Raw genomic sequence first — 19,297 nt, forward strand, 5'->3', positions numbered from 1 at the left:
CCCGTTCCCACTTCCCTCCGCCCCCGTCCCCCCGCCCGGGCGATACGCGCGCTAAGGAGCCCGCGATGAGTGACATGATCACCGCGGACCTGGTCGACCTCGACCTGTCCGCCGACACCAAGGAGGCGGCGGCGCGCGCCCTCGCCGAACGCATGGTGGCCCAGGGCCGGGTGACCGACCTGGACGGCTTCCTCGCGGACGTCGCCGCCCGCGAGGCGCAGATGCCGACCGGCCTCGACGGCGGCATCGGCATCCCGCACTGCCGCAGCGCGCACGTCACCGAGCCGACGCTCGCCTTCGGACGCAGCGCCGCCGGGATCGACTTCGGCGCACCGGACGGTCCCGCCGACCTGATCTTCCTGATCGCCGCTCCCGCGGGCGCCGACGACGCCCATCTGACCATCCTGTCCTCGCTGGCCCGGCAGCTGATGAACACCGGGTTCACCGACGCGCTGCGGTCGGCGGGCGACGCGGCGACGGCGGCGGCGCTGATCCGCGGCGACGAGAGCCCGGCGGTCGGCGCCGGGACAGGCGTGAGCGCGCAGAGCCGTACGGCTGCCGAGAGCCGTACCACCGACCCGGAGAACCCGGAGAACCCGGAGAACCCGGAGAACCCGGCGAACCCGGAGAACTCGCAGCAGCCGGAGGTCTCGGAGAAGCCGCAGCACTCCGGGACCCCCGGGACCTCCGGGACCTCCGGGGGCACCAGGGACTCCGTCGCGGCGCCGGCGGCGGCCTCCGCCGGCGCCGCGACGGGCACCTCCGCCAGCCCGTCCGCCCCCGGGGCGGAACCCGCGCCCCTGTCCGCGCCCCCGTTCCGGATCGTCGCCGTCACCTCCTGCCCCACCGGTATCGCGCACACCTACATGGCGGCCGAGTCGCTGGAGAACGCCGGCCGCGAGGCAGGCGTCGAACTGGTCGTCGAGACGCAGGGCTCGGCCGGGTTCACCCGGCTCGACCCGGCCGTGATCGCGGCGGCCGACGGCGTGATCTTCGCCCACGACGTCCCCGTACGGGACAAGCACCGCTTCGCCGGGAAGCCGACCGTCGACGTCGGCGTCAAGGCGGGCATCAACCGGCCCGGCGAGCTGATCGGGGAGGTGCGCGGCAAGGCCGCGCGGGGCGAGGTGAGCGCGGCGGCGGCACCCGGCGGCACGCCCGTCGAGCGGGCCGGTGAGGCGGGGGAGGGCTACGGCACCAAGCTGCGCAAGTGGCTGATGTCCGGTGTCAGTTACATGGTCCCCTTCGTCGCGGCGGGCGGCCTGCTGATCGCTCTCGGCTTCGCGATCGGCGGGTACAGGATCAACAAGGCGCCGTCGGTCATGGACCACTTCGTCTGGACCCAGTCCGACAGCTGGGCGGCACTGCTGTTCCAGATCGGAGGGGTGGCCTTCGCCTTCCTCGTCCCGGTCCTGGCCGGCTACATCGCCTACGGCATGGCCGACCGGCCCGGCCTGGTCCCGGGCTTCGTCGGCGGCTCGATCGCCCTCACGATCAACGCGGGTTTCCTGGGCGGCCTGGCGGCCGGTCTGATCTCGGGCGGCGTGGTGATGGCCGTCCAGAAGGTCCGCATCCCGGCGGCGCTGCGCGGCATCATGCCGGTGGTGGTGATCCCGCTGATCTCCTCGGCGGTCGTCGGGTTCCTGATGTTCGTGGTCATCGGCAAACCCATCGCCACCGCGCAGAAGGGCATGACCGACTGGCTCAACGGCCTCACCGGCAGCAACGCCGTCCTGCTCGGCGCGCTGCTGGGCCTGATGATGTGCTTCGACCTCGGCGGTCCGGTCAACAAGGTCGCCTACACCTTCGCCACCGCCGGGATCGCGGTCTCGGACCCGAGCGACTCCGCGATGAAGATCATGGCGGCGGTGATGGCGGCGGGCATGGTGCCGCCGCTGGCGATGGCCCTGGCCACGACCGTGCGCGGCCGGCTCTTCACGCACACCGAACGCGAGAACGGCAAGGCCGCCTGGGTGCTGGGCGCCTCCTTCATCTCCGAGGGCGCCATCCCGTTCGCGGCGGCCGACCCGCTGCGCGTGATCCCCGCCTCGATGGTCGGCGGCGCGCTCACCGGCGCCCTGTCGATGACCTTCGGCGCCACGCTGCGCGCCCCGCACGGCGGCATCTTCGTCGTCCCGCTGATCGGCAACCCGTTCTTCTACCTGATCGCCGTCGCGGCCGGCGTCTGCGCCACCACCGCGCTGGTGGTGGCCCTGAAGACGCTGGGGGCGTCCCGGCAGGGCGGTGCGGGCGCGGCGGACGGCGACGACGAGGGCGGGCGGACCGCGTCGGCACACGGCAAGCAGCCGGTGGCGGCCTGACCGCACCGACCGCATCCTGCCTGTTTGAGGTGCTGTGAGTAGTTCACGTCACCTGCGAGATACGTCACGGTCCGGGGCCAACGTCCCGGACCGTGGTGTTCACTTGAGACATGCCTGAGCACGTCCCGTTCCTGGTCTGGTTCGGTGTGGTCCTGCCCGCCGTGCTGATCCTCCTGTGCGCCGTCGGCCTCGCCGGTTACCGCTTCGGTCTCCGGTTCGAGATCCGCCGCAGACCGCACCCGGCCGCTCTGCGCGCCCTGCCCGCCCAGCGAGCCTCCGGCCCCCACCGGGAGTACGTCGAACTGACCCCGGCGGAGCGGGACGCCTTCGCCGGCCTGGTACGCCGGCTCAGCGACGGCCGCTGACGGCCGCCGACCGGCCGACCGCGCGGCGACCGGCCGACCGCGTGGCGCCCAGGGCGACCGCGCCGCCGTCGTCCGCGCCGCCCGCCGCCGTCTGCGTCGTGTGGCCCGCCGCCGTCGGCCGGGCCGTGCCGTCCGGCCGCTCAGGAGACCTGGGCCGCCCGCCGCTCCATGGCGTCCCGCGCCGCTTTCTGCGTGGTGTACACCTCGCACATGTGACGGCCGTCGGGCGTCGCCGTGTGCTCCACCTCCCACAGCGAGACCTCCACGCCGTCACGCAGCAGGAAGGCGTGTTCGTACAGCGAGTAGCCGAGGCCGGTACGCCCCGCGCGGCAGGGACGGCCGAAGGCCTGCGTGATCCGGTGTCCGCACGCCGTCTCCAGCAGTGCGGCGGTCTCCTCGCCGGGCCGGTCCGCGTTCTCCGCGCGCCGCAGGAGCCGTCGGGCGTGGTCGGCCGCGTCGCCGGGAGCGTACGCGTGCCGGGCCTCGGGCAGGGCCGAGAGCTGCACCAGCACCGGCTGCTCGAACCGCGGGGAGTCCGGCGGCAGCGGCAGCCGCCCGGTGGCCGTGCCCAGCTCCTCCTCGTCGAGGTACACCTCGTGCTGCGGCTCGCCGCCGGGGGCGGTGTTGTGCACCAGCTCCCAGAGGGTGAGCGCCGATCCGTCGGCGAGCAGCCAGGTGTGCCGGTACGTCTCGCGGTGCAGGCCCGCGCTGTGGTGCGCGGAGTGCAGCGAGCCGTCGTACGCCAGCGCGCAGTCCAGTGCGCGGATCGTCTCGTCGGGCAGCTCGAAGGAGTTCAGCGCGCGACCGAGGAGCCGCGCGAGCTGCTCCTCCGGAGACTCGGGCGACCGGTGTGGTTCGTACGCGGTCGTCTCGTACGGAACGCTCAAGGTTTCTCCCGGCGTTGCTGCATGTCACCTTGTGGGTGCATACCGTAGCCCCTCGGCAGGACATCATGTCCGGGAACCGAGAAAACGTACGGCGGAAAAACGGCCGGGCCGCACGAGGAGTTCCCGTACGGCCCGGCATTTCGTCGAAATCCGCTGCTCAGCGGCCCGTTGGTGCACTCGGCGGCGCCTTGCCGGACCAGCGTCCGGTGGGCCCTGCTGGGCCCGTCACGGGGCGGGAGCGGTCAGGCGGCGCTTCCGGCGGTCCACTCGCTCCACGACATGTTCCAGCCGTTGAGGCCGTTGTCCGGGGCGACCGTCTTGTCGGGGGAGTGCTTCACGATCACGACGTCGCCGATGAGCGAGCTGTCGTAGAACCACTTGGCGGGGGTGTCGCCCTGCGCGCCTCGCGCGTCCCGCAGGCCGACGCAGCCGTGGCTGGTGCCGGAGTTGCCGAAGGGCGGGTTGCCCGGGTTGTACCAGTAGTTGCCGTGGATGAAGGTGCCGGACGTCGTCAGACGCATCGCGTGCGGCACGTCCGGGATGTCGTACTCGCCGCCCAGGCCGACCGTCTGGCTGTTCATGCGGGTCTGGATGAACTTCTCCGAGATCACCATCTGCCCGTTGTAGGTGGTGTGCTCGGGGCTGCCCGTGGAGACCGGGATCGACTTGACGGTCTGTCCGTCGCGGACGACCGTCATGGTCTGCGTGTTGACGTCGACCGTGGAGACCTGGGAGCGGCCGATCGTGAAGTTCACCGTCTTCTTCTGCACGCCGTAGACGCCGTTCGCGCCCTGCACGCCGTCCAGGTCGATCTTCATCGTGACCTTGGAGCCGGCCTTCCAGTAGTCCTGGGGGCGGAAGTCGAGCCGCTGGGCGCCGAACCAGTGGCCGACCACCTGCTGGCCGCTGCTGGAGGTCACCGTGATGTGCGACTGCACGGCCTTCTTGTCGGTGATCACCTTGTCGAAGTTGAACGACACCGGCATGCCGACGCCCACCGTCGTGCCGTTGTCCGGCGTGTACGTCCCGATGAAGCTGTTCTTCGTGGTGACCGTCGTGAAGATGGAGTTCGCGGCGGCGACGCGGCCGCCGTCGTCCTTCGCCGTCGCCGAGATCCGGTACTTCGTCCCGCGGTCCAACTGCTCCTTCGGCTTCCAGGTGGAACCGTCGGACGAGATCGACCCCGGCACGTCCTTGCCCGAACCGGCGACGGTCATCTTCACCTCGGTCAGCTTCCCGTCGCTGACCTTCACGCCGGTCGCGTTGATCGACGCTCCGGTCGAACCGTCCTTGGCCGAGATGTCGATCTTGGCCGTGGACGTCTTGACGGTGTCCTTGCCGCCGCCGCCCTTGCCGTCGTCGTCGGCCTTGGCGTCGCCGCCGCATCCGGTGAGGGTGAGGGTGCCGACCATCAGGGCGGCACAGGCCCCCAGTATGCGCCGCGCTGCTATGTCCGGCGTTGTCACGGGCTGCTCCAGGTCGTGTGAAGTGAGTGGTTGGCTGCAGTGCGTGGATAGAGAGGCGGCCGACCCCTCGCGGGGTTCCCGCTGGTCCGGCCGAAAGACCGTCACGTGACAGAACCGGGACAATCGACGCCCCCATGAGATCTCCGGCCGGCCCGACGGCCCGCCCGGCAGGCGTAGTTGCCCTGTATGTCCCGCACTGTCCCCCCTTGTCGCCGGGCCCGTCTCACCGCGCCCGGATCACTGCCTCCCGTACAACTCCTGATAGGCCGGCCATGTTCCGCCGGGTCCGTCCACCGACTCGGCGGCGCGCACCGCGCGTACGATCGCGCGGGTCACGACGTCCGCTCCGGCGGCGAGCACGTCGTTCAGGGCGAGGGGCCCTCCGCGGACGAGCGAGCCGGACGAACCGGGTGCGGGCGGGGCGGTACGGGGCGAGGCGGGGCCGGGTGAGCCGGGGCCGGGTGAGTGGCGTTCGGGTGAGCCGGGGTCAGGGGCGAGCGGGCGCGCGCCGGTGGCCAGCGCGAACACCGTGTCCCCGTCGTTGAGAAGGTGCACCGGCCGGACGGCGCGTGCGATGCCGTCGTGCGCGGTGCCGGCGAGTTTCTGCGCCTGTGCCTTCGTCAGGTCGGCGTCGGTCGCGACCACCGCGAGCGTCGTGTTCAGCGGGGGCGGAGCACTGCGGGCGACGGCTTCGGCGAGCCGCCGACGCGCCGCCTCGTGCACCCGCGCGTCGGGATACTCCACCCGCCCCTGGAACAACTCGCCGTACAGCACCCCGGTTTCGGGGTCCACGGCCGATCCCGCCGCGTTGGCCACGACGAGCGCCGCCACCGTGACACCCGAGGCGAGCACCGTGCTCGCGCTGCCCACCCCGCCCTTGACCGGCCCCACGGCCGCTCCTGTCCCCGCACCGACGCACCCCTGTGCCACCGGGGAGCCCGGCGCGCTCGCGGCGGCGGCCTCGACCGCGGCACGTCCGGTGGCCGCGTCCGGCCGGGCCCGGAAGTCGCCTCCCCGCCCCAGGTCGAACACACAGGCCGCGGGCACCACCGGCACCACGTGGGAGGGGCCGGGCCCCACCCGCACCCCGCGCCCGCGCTCCTCCAGCCAGGCCATCACCCCCGATGCGGCGTCCAGCCCGTACGCGCTGCCGCCGGTCAGAACGACCGCCTCCACCGTCCGCACCAGATTGCGGGGGTCCAGGGCGTCGGTCTCCTTGGTGCCGGGTCCCCCGCCGCGCACGTCCACGGCGGCGACGGCACCGCCCTCCGGGGCCAGCACGACCGTCGTCCCGGTGAGCCACCCGCCGCCCGTGCGGGTCGCGTGGCCCACCCGCATCCCGGCGACATCCGTCAAAGCGTCCACTGTCATGCGCGTCAGTCTCCCCGGCGCCCGGCCCGGTCGCGGGCGCGAAGCCCCGGGGACCGCCGAGAACGTCAGGCCGCCTGGTGCTCCGCCCGGTCCCCGCCCGGCCCGGCGCCGCCCGGCCCGGCGGTCATCCGCGCGGTCAGGACGACACCGGCCGTCACGGCGAGGGCGGAGACGAGACCTGCCGCGAGCACCGCCCACCGGCCCAGGAAGGTGCAGCAGATCACCAGCAGGGCGGTGGTCGGCAGGACGAGCTGCTGGGCGATGCCCACCTTGAAGTGCCGGGCGTGCAGCGCCCAGACGGTGATCAGGTACAGCGCACTCGGCAGGGTCACGGCGGCGGACGCCTCCAGAGCCGACAGGTGGCTCTTGCCGGCGGCCTGCTCCACCGCCACCTCCAGTCCCGCGCCGATCGCCGCCGCCGAGGCGAAGATCAGGTAGTGGCCGTATCCCCACAGGAACGACTCGTGGTTGGAGCGCAGATGGCCGTGGATCGGCACCACGAAGTAGATCCACCAGGCGGAGAAGACGATCAGCAGGCCGCCCGCCGCGATCGGCAGCAGCTCGCCCAGCGCGAAGTGCTCGTCCGCGGCCGACTTCACCGCGACCGTGGCCGCCGAGACCGTCTCGCCCAGCACGATGATCGTGAACAGTCCGTACCGTTCGGCGATGTGGTGGGGATGCCAGGAGGTGGCGTGCGCCCTCTCCGCGTACACCGGCACCGACAGCTCCGCGAACACCATCACCAGGAACACCCACGGCCTGCCCGGTTCCGGCAGGAGCACCAGGCCCGCCCAGCCGATCTGGCACAGCAGCACGCCGGTCGCGTACCGGACCGCCATGCGGCGCTCCGCGCCCTCGGCGCACCGGGCCGCGCGCAGCCACTGGGAGGCCATCGCCACCCGCATGATCACGTAGCCGAGCCACACCAGGAAGAAGTCGTGCTGGGAGAAGGCGCGGGAGATGCCCGCCGCCAGCACCAGCACACCCGCGATCTGCACCAGGGTGACGACCCGGTAGAGCACGTCGTCGTTGTCGTACGCCGAGGCGAACCACGTGAAGTTCATCCAGGCCCACCAGATGGCGAAGAACGCCATCGCGTAGTTCAGGATGCCCTGCCCGGCATGGCCCTCCGCCACGGCGTGGACCAGCTCGACGCCCGCCTGCGCGATCGCCACGACGAAGCACAGGTCGAAGAAGAGCTCCAGCGGTGAGGAGACCCGGTGGGACTCGTGTCGCCCGCGCGCGGTCAGCGGGCGCAGCGGCCGGGGGATGCGGGCGGGTTCCGGGGAGCCGGATCCCCGAGCGGAAGCGGAACTGGACGTCATGGCACCCAGCACACCAGACGGCCGCCGGAAAATCCCGCGGGAGGCGCGTTCGCCGGGGACCGTACCCTGGAGGCATGAGCACTGCCCCCGAGCCGCGTGACCCGAAGAGCGCGCTGGTCTTCGACGATCCGCTGAACCAGCAGTCCACCGACGACACCGACCGGGGCTGGGGCGAGCGTCCGGACGGCGACGCCACCGCCGACCTCAAGCGCTTCCTCGACGAGAAGCCGCCGCACCACCTGTGATCCCGCGGGCCGCCGCACCGCCTGCGCCACCGGGGGCCGCCGAAGCACCTGGAACCGAGACCCCACCGGCCCGGTCGGCTCCACCGGCCCGGTCGGCTCCGCCGGGGCGGGCCATCCGGCCGGTGCGGTCCATCCCGCCGGTCCGGTCCGCCCGTGACCGCTACACCCGCTCGTGCTCGCCGCCGCGCTGCGCGACCAGTTCGTCGCGGATCTCCTTGAGGACCTGCAGCTCGGTCACCTCGATGGCCGGCGTCCCCTGCACGCTCTCCTTGGCCTTCTTCCGGGCCTCCTGGCGGGCCAGGAACTTGGCCATGGGCAGGACCATCATGAAGTAGACCACCGCCGCGGTGATCACGAACTGCAGGGTGGCGCCGAGCACCGAGCCCCACATGATCTGGATGCCCTGGTCGCCCTTGCAGGTGGAACTCAGGCACGAGCTGTAGTGGTCGAGGTTCTTGGTGCCGATCGCCCCGACGACCGGGTTGATCACGCCCTTCACCACGGAATTGACGATGTTGCTGAAGGCGGCGCCGACGACCACCGCGACTGCCAGATCGACGACGTTCCCGCGCATCAGGAAGGCCTTGAAGCCCTGCCAGACGCTCGGGTCCCTCTTCGTACTCACCTCGGGACTCTCCTCGGGCATGCAGGTTGTACAACAAACAGCTCAGCAACCTATGGCTCACCAGAGGGTCACCGCCAATCGGGCCGTCGCGCCCGCCCCGGCCAGTTGCGCCGCCGTGGAACGCGGCACAGCCAGCGTGACCAGGGCATTGTCCGTGCCGCTTCCGCCGGCGGTCCCCTCGCCGGTGCCCATGACCGAACCCATGTGCCCGGCCGCGCCGGGACCGCCGAGGGGCTCCGGGGCCCTGCTCACCCGTGCTCCGGAGGCCACCACCCGGGCCCGGCCGCCCGCGGCCGGGTCGGGGACGGCGATCACGTCCACCCGGTCGCCGGGGCGCAGCAGCCGGACCGTCGCCGCGTCGGCGACGCGCACGGGCACGGTCACCGTCCGGTCCGTGTCCGCGGCGCGGGCGCCGTGGACGGAGGCGGCCGGGCCGGCCGACGGCCGTGGGTGTCCGCGGGCGGGGGCGCCGCGTGCGGCGTCCGCGTCCGGTGTCAGCCGCGGGCCCGCGGCCACCAGCGCGGCGGCCGTGACCGCCAGAGCGGCCGCCACGGCCCGTCCGCGCTGCCGCAGCAGCCGGCGCAGCCGGTACCGGCCGCCCCGCACGCGCACGGGGGCGAAGTGCGGCACCTCGCACGGCTCCGGGGCTTCCGTGCCGGGCGGGCAGGAGGACGGCCGGCAGGTGGGAAAGCGGTCAGCGGCCGCGAATCGGTCAGCGGTCGCCAGCTGGTCACCGGTCGTCACGTGGTCTTCGGGCGCCGGGCGGCCGACGGCGGGGGACGCAGAGGGGTCCGCTGCCGTAGCGCGGTATGTGGCCGGCGGGCTGTCCGCGGCCGCCGAAAGGGACGACGGGCGGGTCGAGGAGAGAGACGCGGACGAGGACGAGAGGAACGCGGACGAGGGGAACGCGGACGAGGCCGGGAAGGGCGTGGACGAGAGGGACATGGGAGTCACCACCTGCGCTCGGGACACCGGCGTGGAACCGGCTTGCGATGCCACGATGAGGCCTCGCGCCGTGCGCCGCCGCAGCCCGTGCGTTACTCGCTGGTTGTGGACAACTCCCTCACCCGAAGGAGAGGTTCCGCCTGCTTCGGACGGGGGCGGCCGTCCGGAGCAGGGGCGGTGCACACCTTCGCTACGGCAGCGCGAAGCCCGGGTCCATCCCGCCCAGGGCGTTCGCGCACAGGCAGTCGCGCTCCCCGGTCGGCGGCAGCGCGGCCACCGTGTCGAACAGCACCCCGCGCAGCCGTTCCACGTTGGCGGCGAACACCCGCAGCACCTCCTCGTGGGAGACGCCCTCACCGCTCGCCGCGCCCGCGTCGAGATCCGTGACGAGGGTCAGCGAGGTGTAACACAGCTCCAGTTCCCGGGCGAGCGCGGCCTCGGGGTGTCCGGTCATGCCCACCACCGACCAGCCCTGCGCCTGGTGCCACAGCGACTCGGCGCGGGTCGAGAAGCGCGGGCCCTCCACGACGACGAGGGTGCCGCCGTCGACGGCCTCCCAGTTCCGCCCGTGCGCCGCCTTCAGCGCGGCGGCCCGGCCCGCGGGGCAGTAGGGGTCGGCGAGCGAGACGTGCACCACGTTGGGGAGGGTGCCGTCGGGCAGCGGCAGTCCGTCGAAGTACGTCTGCTCCCGGGACTTCGTACGGTCGGCGAACTGGTCCGGCACGAGGAGCGTGCCCGGACCGTACTCCGGGCGCAGACCGCCCACCGCGCACGGGCCGAGCACCTGGCGCACGCCGACGGAGCGCAGCGCCCACAGGTTGGCCCGGTAGTTGATGCGGTGCGGGGGAAGATGGTGGCTGCGGCCGTGGCGGGGCAGGAAAGCGACCCGCCGCCCGGCGATCTCGCCGAGGAAGAGGGAGTCGCTGGGCGCGCCGTACGGCGTGTCGACGCGGACCTCGGTCACCTCGTCCAGGAACGAGTAGAAGCCGGAACCGCCGATGACACCGATCTCTGCGTTCACCATGCACCGCACACTAGCCGCCCGCCCGGAACACCGGCCGCCCGCCCGTGACCTCAGCCGTCGGGGCGCGACCTCGGTAGCCTGCCCGGTACCTCAGCGACCTGTCCGCGACCTCAGCGGCCCCCCGGAACACCGGCCCCCCGGGACACCGGCCGCCCGCCCGGAACACCGGCCGCCAGGGCGAAGACGCGGGAGCCGGCCGCGGCAGTGGGGCGGCGGAGGAGACACCGAAGACCCCGCCGTCCGGTGACGGCAGGGTCCTGGAAGCGGTGCGTCAGGCGGCGGAGCTGCCCGCGGAACTCGTGGACGACGAGGACGCCGACGAACCGGAGCCGGACGACGAGGAACCCGACGAGGACGAGGACGAGGAGTCGGAGGACCCCGAGGACGACGTGGCCGACGACTTCGACGACGACGCGGGGCTGCTGCTCGACGAGGAGCCGCGGCTGTCGTTGCGGTAGAAGCCGGACCCCTTGAAGACAATGCCGACCGCGGAGAACACCTTCTTCAGGCGGCCACCGCAGTTGGGGCACTCGGTGAGTGCGTCGTCGGTGAACTTCTGCACCGCCTCGAGGCCCTCGCCGCACTCGGTGCACTGGTACTGATAGGTGGGCACTGTCTTCCTCCTGGCACTCTCACTCGATGAGTGCTAACGACGATCCATAGTGACGTATTCCTCGGCGTCAGTCCACTGCGACGGGTTCGCGGTGACCGACGCCACGTGCCACCAGGCGGCTGTCGGCCCGCTCGGTGAGCCGCGACCGCAGGGTGACCAGGGTCAGCAGCGCGAGCACCGTACCGGCCATCGGGACCAGGAATCCGGCGCCGCCCCACAGGCGGTCCTCCAGTTGTCCGGCCACGGTGACCGCGGCGGCCTGGCCGAGCGCGACCGCGCCGGTGAGCCAGGTGAACGCCTCGGTCCTGGCGCCTGCCGGGACCAGGCCCTCGACCAGCGTGTAGCCGGTGATCAGCGCGGGCGCGATGCACATGCCGACCAGCAGGCCGAGTGCGGCGAGCAGCAGCACCGAGTGCGCGGTCCACAGCGCGGACGCGGCCAGCGCCAGGGCGGTGTAGCCGACGACCAGGCGGCGCTGCGGGGCCACCTTCCAGGCGATGGCGCCGCAGACGATGCCGGAGAGCATGTTGCCGGCGGCGAAGGTCCCGTACAGGACGCCGTTGAGGCCGGGCTCGCCGATCGACTCCGTGAAGGCGGCCAGCGAGACCTGCATGCCGCCGAAGACGGAGCCGATGCCCAGGAAGGTCACGATCAGCACCCGCACACCGGGGATGCTGAGGGCCGAGGCGTGCCGCACGCGCGCGTGCCCGCCGCCGGAGACGGGCGGCTGGGTGCGCTTCTGCGCGGCGAAGAGCAGACCGCCGACCAGGGTCAGCGCGGACTCCGTGAACAGGCCGGCCGCCGGGGCGAGGGCCGTGCACAGGGCGGTGGCGAGCAGCGGGCCGAAGACGAAGGTCAGCTCGTCGGTGACCGATTCGAAGGCCGCCGCCGTGGTCATCAGCGGTGAGTCCTTGAGCGTCACGCCCCAGCGGGCGCGCACCATGGGCCCGACCTGCGGCACCGAGGCACCGGTCGGCACGGCTGCCACGAACAGTGCCCACAGGGGGGCGTGCGCCAGCGCGAGCGCGGTCAGCGTCAGGCCCGCCGCGGTGTGGACCAGTACACCGGGCAGCAGGACGGCGCGCTGCCCGTAACGGTCGGCGAGGCGTCCGCTGTAGGGCGCGAACAGCGCCATGGAGACGCCGGTGACGGCCGCGGTGGCGCCCGCCGCGCCGTAGGAGCCGGTGGTGTGCTGCACGAGCAGCACGATGGAGATGGTGAGCATCGCGAACGGCTGGCGCGCGGCGAAACCGGGGAGCAGGAACGTCCAGGCACCGCGGGTGCGCAGCAGTTGCCCGTATCCGGGTCGGGAGGTAGCCGTCGAGGTCTTCGCGGGGTCGGTGGTGGTGACCGCGGATCCCACGGCCCGTGCCTTTCTGCCGCCTGGTAGCGCGGGCCCTTGGGTGCGGGCGCGCCGAGAGCTGTCCTCTTGCGCGGACTGCGGTAGATGCCGGCGCCCACTCGGAGCGTCCCGACCGCCATACGGTCGCGCCAGCTCTGCGTCAGGCAGAGTTGGTTCGATCAGGGTGCGCCTTCATCCTACAGGGACGGAAGGCTTGTGCCCCTGTGAAAGCGAGCACCACGGGCGCCCTGCCCTGCGTTCGGCACAGGGGAGGAACCGGGGTGAGGGATCCCCACGGACCCGGCCCCACGACCCCGGCGCACCGCCACCCCGGCGGCCCCAGGAACTCCAGAGCGTCCGGAGCCCCGGGCCCCAGAGTTCTCACGAACCCTGCGGCCCGTGCACCTCCAGGCCCCTCACGACCCCCCGCTCGCCGTGGCGCCGTTCGCGCCCAGCCAGCTCGCCAGCTTGCCGCCCCGGCCGACCGCGCGCAGCCGCCGTTCCGCCGCCTCGCGGACCGGGTCGGTGGCGACCACGAGGAGTTCGTCGCCCCGCCGCAGGACGGTCGTCGGCAGCGGGACAAACGATTTTCCCTCGCGGACGACCAGGGTGACCGCGGATCCGGCGGGCAGCCGCAGCTCGGCCACCTCCACGCCGTGCATCCGCGAGCCCTCCGGGATGGCGACGGACAGCAGGTGGCCGCGCAGCCGCTCCAGGGGCGCCGACTCGATGCCGAGGTCGGCGGCCTCCTGGCCCTGGCCGAGCCGGAGCTTGCGGGCCAGCCAGGGCAGCGTCGGGCCCTGCACCAGGGTGTAGACCACGACGAGCACGAAGACGATGTTGAAGATGCGGCCGCTGGCGTCGACGCCGTTCACCATGGGGATGGTGGCCAGGATGATGGGGACGGCGCCGCGCAGTCCGGCCCAGGACATCAGGGCCTGCTCCGGCCAGGGCACCCGGAACGGCAGCAGGCTCAGCAGCACGCTCAGCGGCCGCGCGACCATGGTCAGGATCAGGCCGATGAGCAGGGCGGGCACGAAGTCGTCGAGCAGTTCGTGCGGCGTGACCAGAAGACCCAGCAGGACGAACATGCCGATCTGGGCGATCCAGCCGAGCCCCTCGGCGAAGCCGCGGGTGGCGGGCCAGTGCGGCAGCTTGGCGTTGCCGAGGACCATGGACGCCAGGTAGACGGCGAGGAAGCCGCTGCCGTGGGTCAGCGCTCCGGCGGCGTAGGCGGTGACCGCGATCGCCATCACGGCGATCGGGTAGAGGCCGGAGGCGGGCAGGGCGACGTGCTTGAGCCCCCAGGAGCCGAGCCAGCCCACCGCGAGACCGATCGCGGCGCCGATGGCCAGCTCCAGAGCTATCTCGCCCACCAGGACGTACCAGTGCTCGACGGGGCCGGCCGTGGAGAAGGCGACGACGAGGATGACGACCGGGGCGTCGTTGAAGCCGGACTCGGCCTCCAGGGTGCCCGTCACGCGCGCGGGCAGGGGGACGCGCCGCAGGACCGAGAAGACGGCCGCCGCGTCCGTCGAGGAGACGACCGCACCGATGATGAGGGCCTGGCGCCACTCCAGCCCGGTCAGGTAGTGGGCGCCGGCGGCCGTGACGCCGACGCTGACCGCGACCCCGACCAGAGCCAGCACGGAGGCGGACGGGAGAACCGGCCGGATCTCCTTCCACTTCGTGCCGAGACCGCCCTCGGCGAGGATCACGACGAGGGCCGCGTATCCGATGACCTGGGTCATCTCGGCGTTGCTGAAGTGGACGTGACCGAGGCCGTCCTGCCCCATGAGGATGCCGATCCCCAGGTAGACGAGCAGGCTGGGGAGCCCGCTGCGCGAGGAGATCCGTACCGCCGCGACCGCGACGAGCAGGACGAGGGAGCAGGCGAGCAGGAGCTGGTTGAGGTGCTGGACAGTCAGTGGCGGTTCCTTCCCCGAGTTCTCCGCGTTCTCCGGTTACTTCGTTACCTTACCTAACTCTTGACGCTTTCTTGACGCTTCCGGCGGCCTGATCGAACGCCCGTGCCTGCCTGGACCCGACTCCGCGTCAAGGGGCACAGGGTCCTGCGCCTATGGTTGCTCCAGCACTCCAGTACCGCCTGCCGCTCGCGTTAGGACAGCAAGGACAGCGATGCCCCCCAACACCACCGCCACAACGGGTGACAAGCCCGGCAAGTCCGGCAGGAAGAAGGGGCGAAAAGCCCGACTGATCGTGCTTGTCCTGGTGCTGGCCATCATCGGAGGCATCGCCTACGGGGCCTACTGGTCCGTCAGCACCGTCCGCGCCTCCTTCCCGCAGACCAAGGGTTCGGTCACGCTCCAGGGCCTGTCGGGTCCCGTCGACGTGAAGCGGGACGGCTACGGCATCCCGCAGGTCTACGCCTCGTCCCCGCAGGACCTCTTCATGGCGCAGGGCTACGTCCAGGCGCAGGACCGGTTCTACGAGATGGACGTGCGCCGGCACATGACCTCCGGGCGCCTGTCGGAGATGTTCGGCAAGGGGCAGGTCCAGAACGACGAGTTCCTGCGCACCCTGGGCTGGGACCGGGTCGCCGAGCAGGAGTACGACAAGAAGCTGTCGGCCACCACCAAGAAGTACCTCCAGGCCTACGCCCAGGGTGTCAACGCCTACCTCAAGGGCCGCGACGCCAAGGACATCTCCCTGGAGTACGCGGCGCTCGGCTTCACCAACGACTACAAGCCCGCTCCGTGGACCCCCGTCGACTCGGTCTCCTGGCTGAAGGCGATGGCCTGGGACCTGCGCGGCAACATGCAGGACGAGATCGACCGCGCCCTGATGACCAGCCGTCTGGGTCCCAAGCAGATCAAGGACCTGTACCCGGACTACCCGTACAGCCGGAACAAGCCGATCGTCACGCGGGGCCAGTACGACGAACTCGCGCAGGCGTTCGAAGGCGGTGCGAGCGGGTCCGGTGGCTCCGGCGCGTCCGGTGGCTCCGGCAGCCCGCTCGGCGGTTCCGGCACCTCGGGGATCAGCGGCAGCGGAACCGGCACAGGGACGGGCACCGGTACAGGGACGGGTGCGGGCACCGGCACCGGCACTGGAACGTCGAGCGGTCTCACCGCCGGTACCACAGCGGGCGGCGGCTCGGACAGTGCCTCCGGCGGGTCGGGCGTGCAGAGCCAGCTCATGGGCCTGCGCGACGTCATGCAGAACCTGCCCACGGCCGTCGGCGTGAACGGCGACGGCATCGGTTCCAACTCCTGGGTCGTGGCCGGGAAGTACACCATCACCGGCAAGCCGCTGCTCGCCAACGACCCGCACCTGGGCGCCGCGCTGCCGTCCGTCTGGTACCAGATGGGCCTGCACTGCCGCGCCGTGTCCGGCAAATGCCCCTACGACGTCACCGGCTACACCTTCGCGGGCATGCCCGGCGTCGTCATCGGCCACAACCAGGACATCGCCTGGGGCATGACCAACTCCGGCGTCGACGTCACCGACCTCTACCTGGAGAAGCTCAGCGGCGACGGCTACCTGCGCGACGACAAGACGGTGCCGTTCCGGACCCGCCAGGAGACCATCAAGGTCGCCGGGGGCGCCTCCAAGACGATCGTCGTGCGCGAGACCGAGAACGGGCCGCTGCTGTCCGACCGCGACGACGAGCTGGTTCAGGTGGGCAAGAAGGCCCAGGTCACCACCGCCGCACCGGACCGCGGTGACGGGTACGCCATCGCCCTGCGGTGGACCGCGCTGGACGCGGGCACCACCATGGACGCCGTCTTCGCCCTCGACAAGGCCAAGGACTGGAGCGACTTCCGCTCGGCCGCCGCGCTGTTCGACGTGCCCTCGCAGAACCTGGTCTACGCCGACACCGGCAACAACATCGGCTACACGCTGCCGGGCCGCATCCCCGAGCGCGCGAAGAACGACGACGGCTCGGTGCCCGCGCCCGGCTGGGACTCGAAGTACGACTGGAAGGGCTACATCAAGCAGGCCGAGCTGCCCTACGAGTACAACCCGAAGCGGGGCTACATCGTCACCGCCAACCAGGCCGTGGTCTCCCCGGACAAGTACCCGTACACGCTCACCACGGACTGGGGGTACGGCACGCGCAGCCAGCGCATCGCCGACCTGATCCAGTCGAAGATCGACGGCGGCGGCAAGATCTCCACCGACGACATGCGCCAGATGCAGATGGACAACAGCAGCGAGATCGCCAAGCTGCTCGTGCCCATGCTGCTGAAGATCGACATCCGCGACAAGGACGTCCGGCAGGCACAGAAGCTGCTGGAGGGCTGGGACTACACCCAGGACGCCGACTCGGCGGCGGCCGCGTACTTCAACGCGGTGTGGCGCAACATCCTCAAGCTGGCCTTCGGCAACAAGCTGCCCAAGGAGCTGCGGGTCAAGGGCCAGTGCCTGTGGGTGGAGCCGACCGGCAACACCGGGCCGGTCGACGAGAACACCAAGGTCCGCGAGTGCGGCGAGCGGTCGGCCGACCAGGCCCAGCCGGACGGCGGCGACCGCTGGTTCGAGGTGGTCCGCACCCTCGTGAACCAGCCGGACAGCGACTGGTGGAAGACGCCGGCCTCCGGCACCCGCCCCAAGGCCGACAACCGCGACCAGCTCTTCGAGCGGGCCCTGATCGACGCCCGCTGGGAGCTGACCTCGAAGCTCGGCAAGGACATCGACACCTGGAACTGGGGCCGGCTGCACCGCCTGTTCCTGAAGAACCAGACCCTGGGCACCGAGGGACCCGGCTTCCTGAAGTACGTCCTCAACCGGGGCCCCTGGAAGCTCAGCGGCGGCGAGGCCGCGGTCAACGCCTCCGGGTGGAACGCCGCCGGCGGCTACGGGGTGGTGTGGGTGCCGTCCATGCGGATGGTGGTCAACCTCGCCGACCTCGACAAGTCGAAGTGGATCAACCTCACCGGCGCCTCCGGGCACGCCTTCAGCGCCCACTACACCGACCAGACGGACAAGTGGGCCAAGGGCGAGCTGCTGCCCTGGTCCTACTCGGCCGGCGCCGTCGGCAAGAGCACGAGCGACACGCTGGTGCTCAAGCCGTGAGCCGCTGACCGGCGGCACGGCACCGCACCGGGCGACGGCCCTCCACGCGCGCGTGGAGGGCCGTCGTCGTACCCGGGCTCTCCTTCGAGGACGGGCGGGGCAGGTCAGGTGAAGCGCCGGACCGCCGACGGCGTGACCACCGCCTGCACCGGCCGGTCGTGCGGTTCGGCCGGGACGTGCCAGACGACCTCGCGGTCGTAGAGCAGGACGACGAGCGCGGGGTGCGCGTCCGCCCGCTCCAGACGCGCCAGGACACGGTCGTAGGAACCGCCGCCGCGCCCCAGCCGCATTCCGCGCGAGTCGGCGGCCAGGCCGGGCAGCAGGACGACGTCGGCGGCCGTCACGGCGTCCGGGCCGAGCCGCCGGCCGACCGGTTCGAACAGCGCCATCCGCCCGCCGCGGCGCACGCGCGCGAGGGAGCCCTCACCGGCGTAGGCACCCCAGTCCAGGTCGTTGTCCGGCAGCAGTACGGGCAGCAGGACCCGTGCACCCCGCGCGCGCAGCGCGTCGAGCAGCGCGAGGGTGCCCGGCTCGGCGCCCACGGAGACGTATGCGGCCACCGTGCGCGCCCCCGCCAGCTCGGGCAGCTCCAGCGCGCGCCGGGCCAGCGCGTCGGCGGCCTCCCGCACGTCGTCCACGGTCAGCCGGTCGCGCGCGGCGAGGACCTCCCGGCGCAGGGTCTGCTTGCCGGGCCCCGCTGTCCGTCCGATGTGACTCAAGGTCGCTCCCGTGCCCTTCCTCGAACAGTAAATGTGCTCATATGCGATCTAATGAACCGGAGGCGCGGAACCCTACAAACGCAGCGGTTAAGGTGGCCGCCATGAGTCACGCGCACCCCAGGATCAGCAAGGCTGTCATTCCCGCGGCAGGCCTCGGCACCCGGTTCCTGCCGGCCACCAAGGCCACTCCCAAGGAGATGCTGCCGGTCGTGGACAAGCCGGCGATCCAGTACGTGGTCGAGGAGGCCGTGTCCGCCGGTCTCGACGACGTCCTCATGGTGACGGGCCGCAACAAGCGCCCGCTGGAGGACCACTTCGACCGCAACTACGAGCTGGAGTCGGCCCTGGAGAAGAAGGGCGACACCGAACGGCTCGCCAAGGTGCAGGAGTCCAGCGACCTGGCGATGATCCACTACGTCCGCCAGGGCGACCCGAAGGGCCTGGGGCACGCGGTGCTCTGCGCGGCCCCGCACGTGGGCGAGGAGCCCTTCGCGGTGCTGCTCGGTGACGACCTGATCGACCCCCGCGACCCGCTGCTGCAGCGGATGATCGAGGTCCAGGCGCAGTACGGCGGCAGCGTCGTCGCCCTGATGGAGGTCGCGCCCGAGCAGATCCACCTCTACGGGTGCGCCGCCGTCGAGGCCACCGGCGACAGCGACGTCGTCCAGGTGACCGGCCTGGTGGAGAAGCCCGAGCCGGCCGACGCCCCGTCCAACTACGCGATCATCGGCCGCTACGTCCTCGACCCGCACATCTTCGAGATACTGCGCAAGACGGAGCCCGGCCGCGGCGGCGAGATCCAGCTCACCGACGCCCTGCAGCGCCTCGCCCAGGAGGAGACCGTCGGCGGCCCGGTGCACGGCGTGGTCTTCAAGGGCCGCCGCTATGACACCGGCGACCGCGGCGACTACCTCCGTGCCATTGTCAGACTCGCGTGCGAACGTGAAGACCTGGGCCCCGACTTCAGGGCCTGGCTTCAGCGGTACGTAGCCGAGGAGATGTAACGACG

At 71.9% G+C, this 19,297-nt stretch carries 16 protein-coding genes; 5 read left to right on the plus strand and 11 right to left on the minus strand.

Features of this window, described 5'->3' with window-relative positions; genetic code table 11:
- Positions 1 to 65 precede the first annotated feature (65 nt).
- Both IG64_RS05665 and IG64_RS05670 read left to right on the plus strand, forming a co-directional pair.
- Positions 66 to 2,321: a PTS fructose transporter subunit IIABC gene (locus tag IG64_RS05665; RefSeq protein ID WP_037852678.1), complete on the plus strand. Its 2,256-nt coding sequence runs from the start codon at positions 66 to 68 to the stop codon at positions 2,319 to 2,321.
- A gap of 110 nt (positions 2,322 to 2,431) precedes the next feature.
- Positions 2,432 to 2,686 (plus strand): hypothetical protein, encoded by a 255-nt coding sequence (locus IG64_RS05670; RefSeq protein ID WP_037852679.1) that lies wholly within the window; start codon positions 2,432 to 2,434, stop codon positions 2,684 to 2,686.
- Positions 2,687 to 2,826: 140 nt separating this feature from the next.
- Here IG64_RS05670 and IG64_RS05675 read toward each other — a convergent pair whose 3' ends face one another.
- The 4 genes from IG64_RS05675 to IG64_RS05690 form a co-directional block, all read right to left on the minus strand.
- Positions 2,827 to 3,573, minus strand: a complete 747-nt coding sequence (locus IG64_RS05675; RefSeq protein ID WP_037852681.1) for a DUF6227 family protein — start codon at positions 3,571 to 3,573, stop codon at positions 2,827 to 2,829.
- 242 nt (positions 3,574 to 3,815) lie between these two features.
- Positions 3,816 to 5,039 (minus strand): L,D-transpeptidase, encoded by a 1,224-nt coding sequence (locus tag IG64_RS05680; protein WP_078883814.1) that lies wholly within the window; start codon positions 5,037 to 5,039, stop codon positions 3,816 to 3,818.
- Positions 5,040 to 5,276: 237 nt separating this feature from the next.
- Complete coding sequence (locus tag IG64_RS05685; RefSeq protein ID WP_037852683.1) at positions 5,277 to 6,410, minus strand: P1 family peptidase; 1,134 nt, start codon at positions 6,408 to 6,410, stop codon at positions 5,277 to 5,279.
- Positions 6,411 to 6,475: 65 nt separating this feature from the next.
- Entirely contained in the window at positions 6,476 to 7,735 is a 1,260-nt protein-coding gene (locus IG64_RS05690; RefSeq protein ID WP_037852685.1) for a low temperature requirement protein A, read from the minus strand.
- 74 nt (positions 7,736 to 7,809) lie between these two features.
- On the opposite strand from IG64_RS05690, the gene IG64_RS41485 reads away from it, so the two are divergent.
- Positions 7,810 to 7,980 carry a hypothetical protein gene (locus IG64_RS41485; protein WP_199811515.1) on the plus strand — a complete coding sequence of 57 codons (171 nt, stop codon included), beginning with the start codon at positions 7,810 to 7,812 and terminating at the stop codon, positions 7,978 to 7,980.
- 160 nt (positions 7,981 to 8,140) lie between these two features.
- Here IG64_RS41485 and mscL read toward each other — a convergent pair whose 3' ends face one another.
- The 6 genes from mscL to IG64_RS05720 form a co-directional block, all read right to left on the minus strand.
- Positions 8,141 to 8,605 (minus strand): large conductance mechanosensitive channel protein MscL, encoded by a 465-nt coding sequence (mscL, locus tag IG64_RS05695; RefSeq protein ID WP_199811516.1) that lies wholly within the window; start codon positions 8,603 to 8,605, stop codon positions 8,141 to 8,143.
- Positions 8,606 to 8,662: 57 nt separating this feature from the next.
- Positions 8,663 to 9,235, minus strand: a complete 573-nt coding sequence (locus tag IG64_RS41965) for an RcpC/CpaB family pilus assembly protein (protein WP_037852689.1) — start codon at positions 9,233 to 9,235, stop codon at positions 8,663 to 8,665.
- Between the two features lie 505 nt (positions 9,236 to 9,740).
- Complete coding sequence (locus IG64_RS05705; protein ID WP_037852693.1) at positions 9,741 to 10,574, minus strand: S-methyl-5'-thioadenosine phosphorylase; 834 nt, start codon at positions 10,572 to 10,574, stop codon at positions 9,741 to 9,743.
- Between the two features lie 271 nt (positions 10,575 to 10,845).
- The gene (locus tag IG64_RS38370; RefSeq protein ID WP_078883815.1) at positions 10,846 to 11,187 is read right to left on the minus strand and encodes an FmdB family zinc ribbon protein; all 342 of its coding nucleotides are present in this window, start codon (positions 11,185 to 11,187) and stop codon (positions 10,846 to 10,848) included.
- 67 nt (positions 11,188 to 11,254) lie between these two features.
- Positions 11,255 to 12,550: an MFS transporter gene (locus IG64_RS05715; RefSeq protein ID WP_037852695.1), complete on the minus strand. Its 1,296-nt coding sequence runs from the start codon at positions 12,548 to 12,550 to the stop codon at positions 11,255 to 11,257.
- Positions 12,551 to 12,945: 395 nt separating this feature from the next.
- On the minus strand, positions 12,946 to 14,457 hold the full coding sequence (locus IG64_RS05720; protein ID WP_078883816.1) for a potassium/proton antiporter: 1,512 nt from the start codon (positions 14,455 to 14,457) through the stop codon (positions 12,946 to 12,948).
- Between the two features lie 211 nt (positions 14,458 to 14,668).
- Here IG64_RS05720 and IG64_RS05730 point away from each other — a divergent pair, with 211 nt between their 5' ends.
- Positions 14,669 to 17,569 carry a penicillin acylase family protein gene (locus IG64_RS05730; protein ID WP_037852700.1) on the plus strand — a complete coding sequence of 967 codons (2,901 nt, stop codon included), beginning with the start codon at positions 14,669 to 14,671 and terminating at the stop codon, positions 17,567 to 17,569.
- 104 nt (positions 17,570 to 17,673) lie between these two features.
- Here IG64_RS05730 and IG64_RS05735 read toward each other — a convergent pair whose 3' ends face one another.
- Complete coding sequence (locus IG64_RS05735) at positions 17,674 to 18,288, minus strand: 5-formyltetrahydrofolate cyclo-ligase (RefSeq protein ID WP_037852701.1); 615 nt, start codon at positions 18,286 to 18,288, stop codon at positions 17,674 to 17,676.
- Positions 18,289 to 18,389: 101 nt separating this feature from the next.
- On the opposite strand from IG64_RS05735, the gene galU reads away from it, so the two are divergent.
- Positions 18,390 to 19,292 (plus strand): UTP--glucose-1-phosphate uridylyltransferase GalU, encoded by a 903-nt coding sequence (gene galU, locus IG64_RS05740; protein ID WP_037852704.1) that lies wholly within the window; start codon positions 18,390 to 18,392, stop codon positions 19,290 to 19,292.
- Positions 19,293 to 19,297 lie beyond the last annotated feature (5 nt).

Origin of the sequence: Streptomyces sp. NRRL S-340, from assembly GCF_000720185.1 — a bacterium.
GTDB lineage: Bacteria > Actinomycetota > Actinomycetes > Streptomycetales > Streptomycetaceae > Streptomyces.

Coding starts and splice junctions, on each gene's coding strand:
- galU (WP_037852704.1), top strand. CDS start 18,390: ATGAGTCACGCGCACCCCAGGATCAGCAAGGCTGTCATTCCCGCGGCA.
- IG64_RS05730 (WP_037852700.1), top strand. CDS start 14,669: ATGCCCCCCAACACCACCGCCACAACGGGTGACAAGCCCGGCAAGTCC.
- IG64_RS05705 (WP_037852693.1), bottom strand. CDS start 10,574: ATGGTGAACGCAGAGATCGGTGTCATCGGCGGTTCCGGCTTCTACTCG.
- IG64_RS05690 (WP_037852685.1), bottom strand. CDS start 7,735: ATGACGTCCAGTTCCGCTTCCGCTCGGGGATCCGGCTCCCCGGAACCC.
- IG64_RS41485 (WP_199811515.1), top strand. CDS start 7,810: ATGAGCACTGCCCCCGAGCCGCGTGACCCGAAGAGCGCGCTGGTCTTC.
- IG64_RS05670 (WP_037852679.1), top strand. CDS start 2,432: ATGCCTGAGCACGTCCCGTTCCTGGTCTGGTTCGGTGTGGTCCTGCCC.
- IG64_RS05665 (WP_037852678.1), top strand. CDS start 66: ATGAGTGACATGATCACCGCGGACCTGGTCGACCTCGACCTGTCCGCC.
- IG64_RS05685 (WP_037852683.1), bottom strand. CDS start 6,410: ATGACAGTGGACGCTTTGACGGATGTCGCCGGGATGCGGGTGGGCCAC.